The 14,423-nt window shown below is 67.5% G+C and carries 14 protein-coding genes; 12 read left to right on the top strand and 2 right to left on the bottom strand.

The features are described 5' to 3' along the window. Positions 1-509: 509 nt before the first annotated feature. The 12 genes from F3I16_RS04635 (at position 510) to F3I16_RS04580 (ending at position 11,548) form a co-directional block, all read left to right on the top strand. Positions 510-1,202 carry an outer membrane lipoprotein carrier protein LolA gene (locus F3I16_RS04635; RefSeq protein ID WP_160492914.1) on the top strand — a complete coding sequence of 231 codons (693 nt, stop codon included), beginning with the start codon at positions 510-512 and terminating at the stop codon, positions 1,200-1,202. Next, positions 1,186-3,534, top strand: a complete 2,349-nt coding sequence (locus tag F3I16_RS04630; protein ID WP_160492543.1) for an MMPL family transporter — start codon at positions 1,186-1,188, stop codon at positions 3,532-3,534. Before F3I16_RS04635 ends, F3I16_RS04630 begins: the two co-directional genes overlap by 17 nt. Further along, the gene (locus F3I16_RS04625) at positions 3,531-4,688 is read left to right on the top strand and encodes a sodium:proton antiporter (protein ID WP_160492542.1); all 1,158 of its coding nucleotides are present in this window, start codon (positions 3,531-3,533) and stop codon (positions 4,686-4,688) included. The genes F3I16_RS04630 and F3I16_RS04625 overlap by 4 nt, the downstream gene beginning before the upstream one ends. Continuing rightward, a complete protein-coding gene (locus F3I16_RS04620; protein ID WP_160492541.1) occupies positions 4,675-5,922 on the top strand; it encodes an NAD(P)/FAD-dependent oxidoreductase in 1,248 nt (415 codons plus the stop codon). Before F3I16_RS04625 ends, F3I16_RS04620 begins: the two co-directional genes overlap by 14 nt. 7 nt (positions 5,923-5,929) lie before the next feature. After that, the gene (locus tag F3I16_RS04615) at positions 5,930-6,433 is read left to right on the top strand and encodes a DUF3261 domain-containing protein (protein ID WP_160492540.1); all 504 of its coding nucleotides are present in this window, start codon (positions 5,930-5,932) and stop codon (positions 6,431-6,433) included. Then, positions 6,433-7,632 (top strand): beta-ketoacyl-[acyl-carrier-protein] synthase family protein, encoded by a 1,200-nt coding sequence (locus F3I16_RS04610; RefSeq protein ID WP_160492539.1) that lies wholly within the window; start codon positions 6,433-6,435, stop codon positions 7,630-7,632. Before F3I16_RS04615 ends, F3I16_RS04610 begins: the two co-directional genes overlap by 1 nt. After that, complete coding sequence (locus tag F3I16_RS04605; protein ID WP_160492538.1) at positions 7,629-8,093, top strand: hotdog family protein; 465 nt, start codon at positions 7,629-7,631, stop codon at positions 8,091-8,093. Before F3I16_RS04610 ends, F3I16_RS04605 begins: the two co-directional genes overlap by 4 nt. Next, complete coding sequence (gene fabG / locus F3I16_RS04600; protein ID WP_160492537.1) at positions 8,090-8,818, top strand: 3-oxoacyl-ACP reductase FabG; 729 nt, start codon at positions 8,090-8,092, stop codon at positions 8,816-8,818. The genes F3I16_RS04605 and fabG overlap by 4 nt, the downstream gene beginning before the upstream one ends. Then, complete coding sequence (locus tag F3I16_RS04595; protein ID WP_160492536.1) at positions 8,818-10,044, top strand: beta-ketoacyl-ACP synthase; 1,227 nt, start codon at positions 8,818-8,820, stop codon at positions 10,042-10,044. Before fabG ends, F3I16_RS04595 begins: the two co-directional genes overlap by 1 nt. 22 nt (positions 10,045-10,066) lie before the next feature. After that, a complete protein-coding gene (locus F3I16_RS04590) occupies positions 10,067-10,456 on the top strand; it encodes a hypothetical protein (RefSeq protein ID WP_160492535.1) in 390 nt (129 codons plus the stop codon). 25 nt (positions 10,457-10,481) lie between these two features. Next, the gene (locus F3I16_RS04585) at positions 10,482-10,928 is read left to right on the top strand and encodes an excinuclease (protein WP_160492534.1); all 447 of its coding nucleotides are present in this window, start codon (positions 10,482-10,484) and stop codon (positions 10,926-10,928) included. 158 nt (positions 10,929-11,086) lie between these two features. Beyond that, positions 11,087-11,548: a hypothetical protein gene (locus F3I16_RS04580; RefSeq protein ID WP_160492533.1), complete on the top strand. Its 462-nt coding sequence runs from the start codon at positions 11,087-11,089 to the stop codon at positions 11,546-11,548. Between the two features lie 54 nt (positions 11,549-11,602). Here F3I16_RS04580 and hemE read toward each other — a convergent pair whose 3' ends face one another. Both hemE and F3I16_RS04570 read right to left on the bottom strand, forming a co-directional pair. Further along, the gene (gene hemE, locus F3I16_RS04575; RefSeq protein WP_160492532.1) at positions 11,603-12,670 is read right to left on the bottom strand and encodes a uroporphyrinogen decarboxylase; all 1,068 of its coding nucleotides are present in this window, start codon (positions 12,668-12,670) and stop codon (positions 11,603-11,605) included. 318 nt (positions 12,671-12,988) lie between these two features. Then, entirely contained in the window at positions 12,989-14,407 is a 1,419-nt protein-coding gene (locus F3I16_RS04570; protein WP_160492531.1) for an FAD-dependent oxidoreductase, read from the bottom strand. Between the last annotated feature and the right edge of the window lie 16 nt (positions 14,408-14,423).

The following is a 14,423-nucleotide window of genomic DNA, read 5'->3' as shown; positions in this document are numbered from 1 at the left end:
GGCCCGCCGCGAAGGGCCATCCCTGGCCCATCGCGGCTCTCGCGGCATCCATGCCGCTCAACCCCTTACGCACGGATTCCACTCGGCCTCCTGAGGGGACCCCGTTTCCCGGCCCGACCCACGGGAATCACATCACAGGCAGTAGCTGGCTTGAGGTTTTCCCCCATCGTGTAGCCCGGATGAAATCCGGGAACGACACCCAGCCGGACTCCCTTCCCCGGATTTCATCCGGGCTACGACGTCTCAACCTGCACGGCCTACCCCCTCTCCCATTTATGGGAGAGGGTTGGGGAGAGGGGCAGAGCTCGCTCTTACAGACCGCGAAAGAGCCTCTCACACCCGATGAAACATCAAGCGCGCCAACTCCCCGTCAGGAGGCCGAGTGCAGGCGCTGCGCAGGGGGGCGCTCGGCAGGACGCCGAGCGAGTCACGATGGGACAGGGATGTCCCTTCGTGACGGCCCCCGGAGCAGTGCCGGAGCGAGGGCAGTCGAGCGCAGCGAGACCCGGATGTCGGGGGGCCCTTCTTTTTGGTTACTTTTTCTTGGGCAAGCAAGAAAAAGTGACGCGCCCGGGGGGGCGCAACCAAAAGCCAAGGCCAGCACAGCAATCAGCCAAACACTAAAAGCCCTGTGCCTGCTCCTTGCAGCGCAGACCGCCCACGCCTTCGACCTAACCGAACTGGGCGCCCAACTGGCCAAACCCGCCGTAGTCCGCGGCCCGTTCATCCAAGAAAAGCACCTGCGCGCCCTGCCCCAGCCGCTGACCAGCCATGGCGAGTTCGTCCTCAGCCGCGACGCCGGCCTGCTCTGGCAGCTGCGCAGCCCGCTGACCCAGGACTACCGCATCGACGCCAACGGCATCGCCCGCCGCACACCACAAGGCTGGCAACTGCAGCCCGGCCAGGACGTCGCCGCCCAGCAGAGCCGGCTGTTCCTCGCCGTGCTCAAGGGCGACCACTCGGGCCTGGAGCGCGACTTCGAGCTGCAACTGAGCGGCAGCAGCGCGGCCTGGCAACTGACCCTGATCCCCCACTCGCTGCTGCTCAAGCAGATATTCAGCAGCATCCGCATCGACGGCGGCGCCCTGGTCGAGCGCATCGAACTGCACGAGACCCAGGGTGACCGCACGCTCATGCACATGCCGCAGAGCAAGGCGGGCGATGCCCTCAGCGCGCAGGAGCGAGATGCCTTTGCCCGCTAAGTCCTTCACCGCCCAGCGCAGCCTGCCGCGCCTGTTCAGCGTCGCCCTGCTGGCACTGCTGGTCCTGGCCGCCTGGCAGTGGCGCAACGGCCCGCCGGTGGCGGCGAGCATGCTCGCCCTGCTGCCCAAGGGCGCCGGTGACGAGCTGGTGCAACAGGCCGAGCGGCGCATGCAGGAGCCGCTGAATCGCGACCTGCTGTTGCTGGTCGGCCATCCGCAGCGCCAGCAGGCGATTGCCCTGGTGCAGCGGCTCGGCCAGCAGTGGCAGGCCAGCCAGCGCTTCGAGCGGGTGCAATGGAGCCTGGACAGCGACCTGGCCGTGCTGCGCCAGCAACTGCGCGCCAGCCGCCTGGCCCTGTTGCCGGCGGCGGATCGCCAGTTGCTGATCGAGCAGCCGGAGGTCTTTATCCAGCAACGCAGCGCTCAATTATTCGACACCTTCGCCGGCTTCAACCTGTTGCCGCCCGAGCAGGACTGGCTGGGTATCGGCAGCCGCGCCCAGCAGGCGCTGAACCCGAACAGCCGCATTCAGGCCGACCTCGGCAGCGGCGCCCTGCTGCTGGAAGAACCGGGCATGACCTGGGCCCTGCTGCGCGTGCGCACCCTCGGCAGCGCCTTCGACATGCAAGCACCACCGGCGATTGCCGCCAGCGTGGCGGCGGCGCGGGCCGAGGTGACGGCCGCCGGCGGTCAACTGCTGGCCGCCGGCGGCGTGCTGTATGCCGCCGCCGGCCAGGCCACGGCCACCCGCGAAGTCAGCTGGATCGGCGGTGGCGCCACCCTCGGCACCCTGCTGCTGTTGCTGCTGGCGTTCCGCCGCCCGCGCGTGCTGGTCAGCCTGCTGCCGATCGGCGTCGCCCTGCTGGCCGGCTGCACCGCCTGCGTATTGGTGTTCGGCCAGATCAACGTGCTGACCCTGGTACTCGGCGCCAGCCTGATCGGCGTGGCCGCCGACTACCCGCAGCACTACCTGAGCAAGAGCTGGGGCAGCGCTGACTGGACCAGCTGGGGCGCCCTGCGCGCCACCCTGCCGGGGCTGACCCTGAGCCTGGGCACCAACCTAGTCGGTTACCTGGCGCTGGCCTTCACCCCGTTCCCGGCGCTGACCCAGATCGCCCTGTTCTCCGCCGCCGGGCTGATCGGCGCCTACCTGTGCTCGGTGTGCCTGCTGCCGGCCTGGCTCAATGGCCTGCGCCTGCGTCCGCCGCCCAGTCTGCTCGGTTTCAGCAGCGCCCTGCTGGCCCTGCGCGCGCGCCTGCTGGGCCGCGTCGGCAGCCTGCCGCTGCTGGCCCTGTTGCTGCTGTTCTGCGCCGGCGGCCTGTGGCAATTGCACACGCAGAACGATATCCGCCAGTGGCTGGGCCAGGAGCCGCAACTGCTCGCCGAGGCCAAACGCATCGCCGAGCTGACCGGGCAGCAACCCACCAGCCAGTTCTTCCTGGTGCGCGCGCCCGACGAAGCGCAGCTGCTCGAACGCCAGGCCGCTCTCGCCCAGCGCCTCGACCAGGCCGTGGCCGCCGGCCAGTTGCGCGGTTACCGCGCGCTCAGCCAACTGGTTGCCGCCGACAGCCAGCGCCAACCGCTGCGCGACGCCCTGCAACGTCTGCCGCAGCACTGGCAGCCGCTGCTGGCCATGGGCATTCCAGCCGCCGCGCTGCAGGCCGAGCTGAACGAACTGACCGACGGCGCGCAGCCCACCCTCGACCAGGCCCTGGCCGGCCCGCTGGGCGAAGCCTGGCGGGCGCTATGGCTGGGCAGCAACGGCGAGGGCGTGGCCGGCCTGGTCAGCCTGCAGGGCCAGGCCGACAGCGCCCTGCTGCACAGCCTCGGCGCGGACCTGCCCGGTGTGCAGCTGGTCGACCGCCTCGGCGAGCTGAACGGCCTGTTCAGTGCCACCCAACTCAGCGCCGCGCAGCTCAAGCTGGTCGCCAGCGCGGCGATCCTCTTGCTGCTGTGCATTCCCTTCGGCCTGGCCGGCGCCCTGCGCGTGGTCTGCCTGCCGCTGCTGGCGGCCCTCGCCGCCCTGGCCGGGCTCGGCTGGCTGGGCCAGCCGCTGACCCTGTTCAGCCTGTTCGGCCTGCTGCTGATCACCGCCATCGGCGTGGACTACGCCATCCTCATGCGCGAGAACATCGGCGGCGCCGCGGTCAGCCTGCTCGGCACCCTGCTCTCGGCGCTGACCAGCTGGCTGTCGTTCGGCCTGCTGCTGGTCAGCGACACCCCGGCCATCGCCAACTTCGGCCTGGCGATCAGCCTCGGCCTGCTGTTCTGCTTCATCCTCGCGCCGTGGGCCGGCACCCGTGAGCCCCAGGCCAAGGCGGTGCCGGCATGAGCATCGCGCTGTTCTGGCTCGGCCTGCTCGGCCTGTTCGCCGCCGCCACCTGGCTGGGCAGCCGCCTGCGCCTGATTCCGATTGTCAGCCAGTTGCTGCTGGCCACCCTCGGCCTGCCGCTGCTGATGCAGTGGAGCGCGCCCCTGGGTTTCGGCGCCAGCGAGCTGCTCGCCGCCGACTGGCTCAAGCCGCTGTACGGCGTGGCCTTCACCCTGCTGCTGGGGCATATCCTCAGCGATGTGATCGACCTCGACCTACAGGCCGACAGTGTGAAGATCGCCTTGCCGAGCTTCTTCCTGCCGTTCTTCTGCGGCCTGGCCTGTGCGCTGTGGCTGCTGCCGGCGCAGAGCCTGCTGGGCAGCATCGCCGTCGGCCTGCTGTTCGCCCTGACCGCCATCCCGGTGCTGTTCCTCTACCTGCAGCACCTGCGCTACCCCGCCCCACGCATCCGCCAGTTGCTGCAGGCGGCGATTCTCATGGACCTGCTGTGCTGGTTGATCTTCGGCCTGGCCCAGGGCAGCAGCGCGCCGGCCACCCTGCTCTGGCCGCTGCTGGCTGCCAGCCTGCCGCTGCTGTTCAAGCTGCTGCCGTGCCGTTCGGCGCGCTTCAACGGTCTGTGTTTCCTGGTGCTGCTGCTGGTCATGCAACAGCTCAAACTGAATGCCCTAGTGTTCGGCATCGCCTACCTGCTGTGCAGCGCCGCGCTGCGTGTACCGCTGCGCCTGCCGCTGCCGAGCAGCGTGTTCGCCGCCCTGCAGACCTGGCTGGCGGTGCCGCTGATCCTGGCTTACGGTCTGCTGCAGATCGACTGGCAGAATGCCTGGCTGGGCTATTCCTGGCTGCAGTTCGGCGCGCTGTTGCTGCTGCCGATCACCAGCAAGCTGCTGGGCAACTGGCTGGGCCTGAGCTGGGCGGCCGGGCGCCTGGCACCGAGCCCCGGGCAGTGGCGCGAGAGCGTGCTGCTGAACACCCGCGGCCTGACCGAAATCGTTTTCCTCAACCTGCTGCTGCATCAGCAGGTGATCAGCACCCAGCTGTACTTTGCCCTGATGCTGATGGGCCTGATCTCCACCTTGCTGCCGGCCTTCACCGGCGCCTACCCTCGTCCTGCCACCACGACCCATGAGGCAAGAAGCCACTATGAACACTCCTGAACTCGAACAACGCCAGGTCGTGGTAATCGGCGCCGGCCCCTCCGGTGCCATCGCCGCCGCCCTGCTCAAGCGCAACGGCCACGACGTACTGGTGCTGGAGCGCCAGCGTTTCCCGCGCTTCTCCATCGGCGAAAGCCTGCTGTCGCACTGCCTGGACTTCGTCGAGGAAGCCGGGATGCTCGAGGCGGTGCAGGCCGCCGGCTTCCAGACCAAGCACGGCGCGGCCTTCGCCTGGGGCGAGCGCTACACCGAGTTCGACTTCCGCGACAAATTCACTCCGGGCAAAGGCTCCACCTACCAGGTGCTGCGCGCCAGCTTCGACAAGGTGCTGGCCGATGACGCCGAGCGTCAGGGCGTGGAGATCCGCTACGAGGAAGAGATCACTGCCGTCGACTTCAGCGGCGCCTGCCCGCGCCTGACCGTGCGCCGCCTGGCCGATGGCGTCGAGTATCAGGTCGAGTGCGCCTTCGTCCTCGATGGCAGCGGCTACGGCCGCGTGCTGCCGCGCCTGCTCGACCTCGACACCCCGTCCAACATGCCGATGCGCCGCGCGCTGTTCACCCATGTCGAGGACCGCATCGCCGCCGACGCCGGCTTCGACCGCGAGAAGATCCTCATCACCACCCACCCGACCCTGCGCGACGTGTGGTTCTGGACCATCCCGTTCAGCAACGGCCGCTGCTCGCTGGGCGTGGTCGCCGAGGCCGGGCGCTACGAGGGCTACCCCGAGGACATGGAGGCCTGCCTACGCCAGTTCGTCGCGGAAACGCCGTCGCTTGGCAACGTCCTGCAAAACGCCGTGTGGGACACCCCGGTGCGCGAGCTGAAAGGCTACTCGGCCAACGTCAAGAGCCTGCACGGCCCAGGCTTCGCCCTGCTGGGCAACGCCGCCGAATTCCTCGACCCGGTGTTTTCCTCCGGGGTGACAATCGCCATGCGCTCGGCGAGCATGGCCGCCGGCCTGCTACACCGCCAGCTGAGCGGCGAGGCAGTGGACTGGGAGCAGGACTTCGCCATCCCGCTGAAGCGCGGCGTCGACACCTTCCGCGCCTATGTCGAAGGCTGGTACGACGGCAGCTTCCAGGACGTGATCTATTACGAGAAGGCCCAGCCGGAAATCCGCCGGATGATCTGCTCGATCCTCGCCGGCTACGCCTGGGACCTGAACAATCCCTATGTCGCCGAGCCCAAGCGCCGCCTCGGCGTGCTCGCCGAAATCTGTGCGATGAACTGAGCCGAACATGCCGTTGCTGCGCTGCTCCTTCGTCCTCCTGCTCGGCCTGCTGCTCGGCGCCTGCGCCAGCCGCACGCCGTTGCCGGAATTCGCGCCGAGCCTGAGCCTGCCGCTGTCGCTGCATATCCAGCGCGCGCAGGCCGGAACCAGTGCCGACTGGCTGCTGGTGGTGCAGGCAGAGGGCACCGCGCTGCGCTGGTCGCTGTTCGACCCGCTCGGCGTGCCGCTGGCGCGCCAGCTGCTGGACAATGGCCAATGGCGCAATGACGGCCTGCTGCCACCGAATGCCGAGGCCCGCGAGCTGTTCGCCGCCCTGCTGTTCGCTTTGACGCCCAGCGCCGAGCTGGCGCAGCGCTATCCGCAAGGCGACTGGCAACTGGCTGCTGCTGACCAGCGCCGACTCAAGCCGGACTGGCGGATCGACTACCGCACGCCGCTGCACTTCAGCCTGAACACCCCGCCCGACCTGCACTACCAGGTCGCGCCGCTGCAACCGGAAGAAAGCCCTTGATGCCCAGTTACCTCAACGCCCTCGGCCTGCTCTGCGCCCTCGGCCAGGGCAAGCAAGCCGTGGCCCGCGCACTGTTCGCCGGCGATGCCAGCGGCATGCGCGCCGAGCCCGGCTGGGTCGCCGAACGCGAGCTGACCGTCGGCGCCGTGCGTGGCGAACTGCCCGCACTGCCCGACCTGGCGCTGCCGCCGAGCCGCAACAACCAGCTGCTGCTGGCCGCCGCCCTGCAGATCGAAGCGCCGCTGCGTGAAGCCATCGCCCGCTATGGCGCCAGCCGCGTCGGCGTGGTGCTCGGCACCAGCACCTCGGGCATCGCCGAAGCCAGCCAGAGCATCGCCCAGTACTACAACCAGGGCGCGCTGCCGGCGCACTACCACTACGCCCAGCAGGAACTGGTCGCCCCGGCCAGCTTCCTCGCCGCCTGGCTGGGCCTGGACGGTCCGTGCTACAGCATCTCCACCGCCTGCACCTCCAGCGCCCGCGCCCTGCTCAGCGCCCATCGTCTGCTGCAACAGGGGCTGTGCGATGCGGTGATCGGCGGCGGCGTGGACAGCCTGTGTCGGCTGACCCTGAACGGCTTCTCGGCGCTCGAAGCGGTATCCGCCGAGCCGTGCAACCCGTTCTCGCGCAACCGCCACGGCATCAATATCGGCGAGGGTGCGGCGCTGTTCTTGATGACTAAAGAGCCTATGACTAAAGAGCCGGCCCCGATCGCCTTCTTCGGCGGCGGCGCCAGCTCCGACGCCCACCATATTTCCGCGCCGCACCCGCAGGGCCTCGGTGCCCAGGCGGCGATGCACCAGGCGCTGCAAAGTGCCGGTTTGGTTGCCAGCGAGATCGACTACCTCAACCTGCATGGCACCGCCACCACGCACAACGACGCCATGGAAAGCCTGGCCACAGCGGCGATCTTCCCCGCCGGGGTGCCCTGCTCCTCGAGCAAGCCGCTGACCGGCCATACCCTCGGCGCCGCCGGGGCGCTGGAAGCGGCGTTCTGCTGGCTGAGCCTGAGCGAGTACAACCCCGACGCGCTGTTGCCGCCGCACCTGTGGGACGGCCAGGGCGAACCGGAGCTGCCGGCCCTGCAGCTGGTCACGCCCGGCACGCGCTTGGGCAAAACCGGCGGGCGGCGGCTGATGAGCAACTCCTTCGCCTTCGGCGGCAGCAATGTCAGTCTGATCCTGGGGGACGCGCCATGAGCCGCTGGCCGATCGCCGAGCTGATCCCGCATGCCGGCAACATGATCCTCATCGACGAAGTGCTGCGCTTCGGCGACGACGACGTGGAAACCCGCCTCACCGTGCGCCCCGGCGGCCTGTTCAACCAGGCCGATGGCAGCCTGCCGGCCTGGGTCGGCATCGAGCTGATGGCGCAGAGCGTAGCCGCCTACGCCGGCTGCCAGGCCCGCCAGGCCGGCCTGCCGGTGGAGCTGGGCTTCCTGCTCGGCACGCGCAAGTACGAGTGCAACGTCGAGTGTTTCCCGCTCGGTGCCGAGCTGCATATCCAGGCCACCCGCACCCTGCAGGACGACAACGGCATGGGTGTGTTCGAATGCCGCCTGAGCGGCCCCGGCATCGAGGTATTCGCCCGCCTCAACGTATTCCGCCCACCGCAGGTGGCCAGTTATCTTCAGGAAGAACTCCAGGATCATCAGTCATGAGCGAAACCATTCTGGTCACCGGCTCCAGTCGCGGCATCGGCAAAGCCATCGCCCTGCGCCTGGCGCGTTCCGGCTACGACCTCGTGCTGCACTGCCGCTCGCGCCGCGATGAAGCCGAGGCGGTGCAAAGGCAGATCGCCGAGCTGGGTCAGCAGGCTCGCATCCTGCAGTTCGACGTATCCGATCGCGCCGCCTGCCGCGCGGCCCTCGAGGCCGATGTCGAGCAGCACGGCGCCTACTACGGCGTGGTGTGCAACGCCGGGCTGACCCGCGACGGCGCCTTCCCGGCGCTCTCCGAAGACGACTGGGACCAGGTGCTGCGCACCAACCTGGACGGTTTCTACAATGTCCTGCACCCGCTGTGCATGCCGATGATCCGCCGCCGCAAGGCCGGGCGCATCGTCTGCATCACCTCGGTCTCCGGGCTGATCGGCAACCGTGGCCAGGTCAACTACAGCGCCTCCAAGGCCGGCGTGATCGGCGCGGCCAAGGCCCTGGCCATCGAGCTGGGCAAGCGCAAGATTACGGTCAACTGCGTGGCGCCGGGGCTGATCGATACCGAGATCCTCGACGAGCAGGTGCCGGTGGAGGAAATCCTCAAGATGGTGCCGGCGGCGCGCATGGGTACCCCGGAAGAAGTCGCCGGTGCGGTGAATTTCCTGATGTCCGAGGAGGCGGCGTACATTACCCGCCAGGTCCTCGCGGTGAATGGTGGGTTGTGCTGATGAAACGAGTGGTAGTTACCGGCATGGCCGGCATCACCTCGCTGGGTAGCGACTGGGCGAGCATCGAAGCCAACTTCCGGGCCGGCAAGAGCGGCATTCGCTACATGGCGGAGTGGGACCGCTTCGGCGAGTTGAACACCCGCCTCGGCGGCCCGGTGGACGACTTCGTCCAGCCCAAGCGCTGGACGCGCAAGCAGACGCGCAGCATGGGCCGGGTGTCCAAACTGGCGGTGTACGCCGCCGAGCGCGCGCTGGAGCACGCCGGCCTGCTCGGTGACGAGCGCATCCAGGACGGCCGTATGGGCGTGGCCTGCGGCTCGTCCACCGGCAGCACCGACGAGATCAAGGCGTTCGGCAATATGCTGCTCAACTCCGTCGCAGACGGCCTCAACGCCAACTCCTATATCCGCATGATGCCGCACACCACGGCAGCCAATATCAGCATCTTCTTCGGCCTCAAGGGCCGTTTGATTCCCACCTCCAGCGCCTGCACCAGCGGCAGCCAGGGTATCGGCTACGCCTACGAGGCGATCAAGTTCGGTCGCCTGCCGATGATGCTGGCCGGCGGCGCCGAGGAGCTGTGCCCGACCGAGGCCATGGTGTTCGACGCGCTGTACGCCACCAGCCTAAAGAACGACACCCCGCACCTGTCGCCGCGCCCCTACGACAGCGGCCGCGACGGCCTGGTGATCGGCGAAGGCGCCGGCATCCTGGTGCTGGAAGAGCTGGAACACGCGCTGGCGCGTGGCGCCACCATCCATGCCGAGATCGTCGGCTTCGGCTGCAACTCCGACGGCATCCACGCGACCAAACCGGAACAGGCGACCATGCGTGGCGCGATGGAACTGGCCCTGGCCGATGCCGGCCTGCCGCCGAGTGCCATCGGCTACGTCAACGGCCACGGCACCGCCACCGAGCAAGGAGACATCGCCGAGAGCCAGGCCACCCACAGCCTGTTCGGCGCGCAGATGCCGATCAGCTCGCAGAAGAGCTTCTTCGGTCACACCCTGGGTGCCTGCGGGGCGCTGGAGTCCTGGTTCAGCATCGAGATGATGAATGCCGACCGCTACGCGCCAACCCTCAACCTCGACCAGATCGACCCGGCCTGCGCCGAACTGGACTACCTGCGCGGCGAATTCCGCCAGATGAGCAACCAGTACGTGATGAACAACAACTTCGCCTTTGGCGGGGTGAATACCTCGCTGATCTTCAAGCGCTGGAACTGAAGCCATCGACAGGGAGTCGTGCATGACCCGCCACCTCAGAGTTCTCCTCATCGCCCTGGCCCTGTTCGGCCTGGCCGCCTGCACCTCCAAGCCGCTGCTGCAGCCCGAGGCGAAGCTGCCGGCCGACCGCGAGCTCAGCCAGCTGCAGCAGGCCATAGTCAGCGCCCTGGAGGCCCGCCACTGGCAGGTGCAACGGGTCGAACCGACGCGAGTCCTGGCCTTGATCGATGTGCGCCAGCGCCACCGCGCCTGGGTCAGCATCGACTACAGTCCCTCCGGCTTCCGGATCCGCTACCGCGACAGCCTGGGCCTGGACTACGAGGACGGCGAAATTCATCGCAACTACAATCGCTGGGTCAACAACCTGCGCGCCGAGATCCTGTACCAGCTGAACCTGCCGAAAACCCTGTGAGTCACTTATCGTCAAGGAGACGACTATGCAAATGAAGAACTGGACCCTGGCCGCCCTGCTGTGTGCCGCCACCCTGCCGAGCGTCAGCCAGGCCCGCGACACCACCCTGTTCCCGGACTTCCAGGCCGCCGTGCAGGAAGCCACCGCCGCCGGGCGCCTGGATGGCAGCGTGAAGTTCTACCTGGCCGGCACCCAGCCTGCCGGCAAGGTCAGCGTCGTGCGCTCGGGCGTGACCACCAGCAAGAAGACCAACGCCTTCAACAAGAGCGACGAAGGCGCCTGCTCCTGGGCCCTGCAGTCGGCGCTGATCGCCTTCCAGAACGCCGCCAAGGCCGCCGGCGCCAACGCCGTGGTCAACCTGGCCAGCAACTACAAGAACATCGAGTACAAGAACGCGCAGAACTACGAATGCCACGCCGGCGCGATCATGGCCGGTGTTGCGCTCAAGGGTGACCTGGCGACCGTCAAGTAAGCCCCGCGGTGGCTCACTCGGCCACCCCGCCCCAGCCCGCATCACCCGGCACGGCCGAGCGTGACGCGGGCTTCGTTTTAGCCGGCAACGCCCAGGCGTTGCCACTGGCGCAGTGGCCGTTCGACGGCATGTCAGGCGATCATCCAAGGAAGCTGACCATGCCCGCCCCGCCCCTGTTCCGCCCCCGCCTTCTCCTGCTGCTGGGCCTGATCGGCCTGAGCAGTGCCTGCACGGTGATCCGCGTCGAACCGCTGAAAACCGCCCCCGTCGACGCGCTGTGCATTGAGGAAAATCCGCAGGTGCGGGTCGACGACTTCCTCGGCGTGCTGGAGCGCGGCTTCGCCCGCCACGGCATCAACACCCGGCGCACCCAGCCGGCCGGCGCCGACGACTGCCCGCTGCTACTGACCTACACCGCCAAGCGTTCCTGGTCGGTGGTGACCTATCTGTCGCTGGCCGAGCTGAATATCCGCGACCCACAGGGCCAGCTGCGCGCCAGTGCCTATTACCGCTTCCGCGGTCGCGGCCTGCTGGCGGTGAAGAAGTGGCAGAGCACGGAAACCAAGATGACTCCGGTGATCGACCAGTTGCTGGCCGAAGTCCCCAGCTCCGCGCAGTAACAAGAAAGGGCCGCAATAGCGGCCCTTTCTTATTGGCTGACGAGCAGCAGGCTCTCAGCCGTGGTACTGCGCGGACAGTTCGTGCACCGCCTCGAAGAAGGCGCCGGCATGGGCCGGGTCGACTTCCGGGGTGATGCCGTGGCCAAGGTTGAACACCTGGCCGCTGCCGTGGCCATAGCTGGCGAGGATGCGCGCCACCTCGGCACGGATCGCCGCCGGGTTGGCATACAGCACGCTCGGGTCCATGTTGCCCTGCAGGGCCACCTTGGCGCCGACGCGGGCGCGGGCGCTGCCGATATCGCAGGTCCAGTCCAGGCCCAGGGCCTCGGCGCCGGTCTCGGCCATGGACTCCAGCCACAGGCCGCCACCCTTGGTGAACAGGATCACCGGCACGCGGCGGCCGTCATGCTCGCGGATCAGGCCGTCGACGATCTTCTTCATATAGGCCAGGGAGAACTCCTGATAAGCCGCCGCCGACAGGCTGCCGCCCCAGGAGTCGAAGATCTGCACGGCCTGGGCGCCGGCCTTGATCTGGCCGTTGAGATAGGCGGTGACCGAAAGGGCCAGCTTGTCGAGCAGCGCGTGCATGGCCTGCGGGTTGTCGTAGAGCATGGCCTTGGACTTGCGGAAGTCCTTCGACGAGCCGCCCTCGACCATGTAGGTGGCCAGGGTCCAGGGGCTGCCGGAGAAGCCGATCAGCGGCACGCGGCCGTTCAGCTCGCGACGGATGGTGCGCACGGCGTCCATCACGTAGCCCAGGTCCTGTTCCGCATCGGGAATCGGCAGGGCCTCGATGTCGGCCATGGAACTGATCACCTTCTGGAAGCGCGGGCCTTCGCCGGTCTCGAAGTACAGGCCCTGGCCCATGGCGTCGGGGATGGTGAGGATGTCGGAGAACAGGATGGCCGCGTCCAGCTGCGGGTAGCGGTCCAGCGGCTGGATGGTGACCTCGCAAGCCAGCTCCGGGTTCTTCATCAGGTTCACGAAGTTGCCGGCCTTGGCGCGGGTGGCGCGGTACTCCGGCAGGTAACGACCGGCCTGGCGCATCATCCACACCGGGGTGACGTCGACGGGCTGCTTGAGCAGGGCACGGAGGAAACGGTCGTTCTTCAGAGCGGACATCGGCAGGATTCCTGGAAAAATCGGCAGGGAAACTTCACGGTGCAGAGTATGCGGATGCCGGACAGCGGCGTCCCCCTACTTCGGGCGGGCTCCCAGGTCACAGGGGCGCCGCGCACCGTGGCGCAGAAAAAGTGTGGGCATTTTCGCAGAGCGCAAAACAAAAGGCACGGCGAGTGCCGTGCCTTTTGTCTGTCGCGACGATTTGCCGCGTCGTAGGTTGGGTTGAGAAGCACCGCGACGAAGCCCAACGGACAGCGACTGTCGCAACACCTGTGCCGAGCTCGTCTGCGCCATTGGGCTTCGCGAGCTCAACCCCACCTACACGCCGAGGTAATCCAAAATCCCTTCGGCGGCATTGCGGCCTTCGAAGATCGCCGTCACCACCAGGTCGGAACCGCGGACCATGTCGCCACCGGCGAAGATCTTCGGGTTGCTGGTCTGGTGCTTGAACTGGCTCTGCTCCGGCGCCACCACGCGGCCCTGGCTGTCGGTTGCGATCTGGAAGTCGCTGAACCAGGCCGCCGGGCTCGGACGGAAACCGAAGGCGATCAGCACGGCGTCGGCCGGGATGATTTCCTCGGAACCGGGGATCGGCTCGGGGCTGCGGCGGCCACGGGCGTCCGGTTCGCCGAGACGGGTCTCGACCACCTTGACGCCTTCCACCTTGTCCTCGCCGACGATGGCGATGGGTTGGCGGTTGAAGAGGAACTTCACGCCCTCTTCCTTGGCATTCTTCACTTCCTTGCGCGAACCCGGCATGTTTTCTTCGTCACGACGGTAGGCACAGGTGACCGACTTGGCGCCCTGGCGGATGGAGGTGCGGTTGCAGTCCATCGCCGTGTCGCCACCGCCGAGCACCACCACGCGCTTGCCCTTCATGTCGATAAAGTCTTCCGCACTCTTTTCAAAGCCGAGGTTGCGGTTGACGTTGGCGATCAGGAAGTCGAGGGCATCGCTGACACCCGGCAGGTCTTCACCGGGGAAGCCACCCTTCATGTAGGTGTAGGTGCCCATGCCCATGAACACGGCATCGTATTCGGCCAGCAGCTGGTCGAGGGTGATGTCCTTGCCGATTTCGGTGTTCAGGCGGAACTCCACGCCCATGCCGGTGAAGACTTCACGGCGGCGGCTGAGCACGCTCTTCTCCAGCTTGAACTCGGGGATGCCGAAGGTCAGCAGGCCGCCGATTTCCGGGTTCTTGTCGAACACCACTGGGGTCACGCCGTTGCGTACCAGCACGTCGGCGCAGCCGAGGCCGGCCGGGCCGGCACCGATCACCGCGACGCGCTTGCCGGTCGGCTTGACCTTGGACATGTCCGGGCGCCAGCCCATGGCAAAGGCGGTGTCGGTGATGTACTTCTCCACCGAACCGATAGTCACCGCGCCGAAGCCGTCGTTGAGGGTGCAGGCGCCCTCGCACAGGCGGTCCTGCGGGCACACGCGGCCGCAGACTTCCGGCAGGGTGTTGGTCTGGTGGCTCAGCTCGGCGGCGGCCAGGATGTTGCCTTCGGAAACCAGCTTCAACCAGTTGGGAATGAAATTGTGCACCGGGCACTTCCACTCGCAATAGGGGTTGCCGCAACCCAGACAACGGTGTGCCTGGTCGGCGGCCTGGGCCGGCTTGAAGGCTTCGTAGATCTCCACGAATTCCTTCTTGCGCTGGCGCAGGAGCTTCTTCTTCGGATCCTTGCGCCCGACTTCGATGAACTGGAAGTCGTTGTTCAGACGTTCAGTCATTTCAAAACCTCATCAA

Source organism: Pseudomonas sp. L-22-4S-12, assembly GCF_009799935.1.
GTDB lineage: Bacteria > Pseudomonadota > Gammaproteobacteria > Pseudomonadales > Pseudomonadaceae > Aquipseudomonas.
Note: the sequence above shows the minus strand (reverse complement) of the source record. Positions and strands in the feature narration are given on the sequence as shown.